The sequence below is a fragment of the Neptuniibacter sp. genome (assembly GCF_024231755.1).
Classification (GTDB): Bacteria; Pseudomonadota; Gammaproteobacteria; order Pseudomonadales; family Balneatricaceae; genus Neptuniibacter.
Window position 1 is genome coordinate 1 of the sequence record NZ_JAAEQH010000003.1, and the last position, 634, is coordinate 634.

Sequence of the window (634 nt, forward strand, 5' to 3'; positions counted from 1 at the left end):
AGCAGCCTCTGGCCTCCGAGCGAGAGAAGGTTAACCGCGAAGCGCACGACCACTTCAGCAGCCACCGGCCTCAAGCAGTGAGAGAAAACTGCACACACAAACCAAACAGCAGCGCTGCCGGTCTCTTCACTAGAATCGAGATGGCAGTGCACAGGCAAAAGAGAACCAACCAGCAGGCCTACTATAACGTAACCATGGCAACAAGCAACAGACCTGCACATAATAATGGAGCCCCCTCGCACGCAAAGCAAAACGAGTGAGCTGGCTCTAACAGAAAGGGAAACAGAACAGAATACGGCAGCAATCGCTTGCCTATGCTGTGCACTATAGAAACAAAACACGGCACTAAGCCGACATAAACACCCTTGCGTACCCAATAACTTAGAATACTACCAAGTAAATTACCTAATATACCAAGGATGTCTGGGTGCATCATGGCTTAAAGCCATCTTTACCCCCAGATAGCGGAATACTGGTGAAGTCTGGGCATACCATGGCTTAAAGCCACCTTTACCCAGATACCTAACCATAGAGAAGTCAAAAGCAAACCTAAATGCATAAGAAGTCAAAATGATCTTTCTAACACATTAGGAAAAGCAAATGGGCCATGATTAGAATCGAGATGATGTCCCTG

Annotated in this window: 1 protein-coding gene; it reads right to left on the reverse strand. The window is 47.3% G+C overall.

Features of this window, described 5'->3' with window-relative positions; all coding sequences use genetic code 11:
- The coding region (locus GY843_RS00245) for a hypothetical protein (RefSeq protein WP_297305721.1) at window positions 1-221 on the reverse strand (221 nt) is incomplete at its 3' end.
- Window positions 222-634 lie beyond the last annotated feature (413 nt).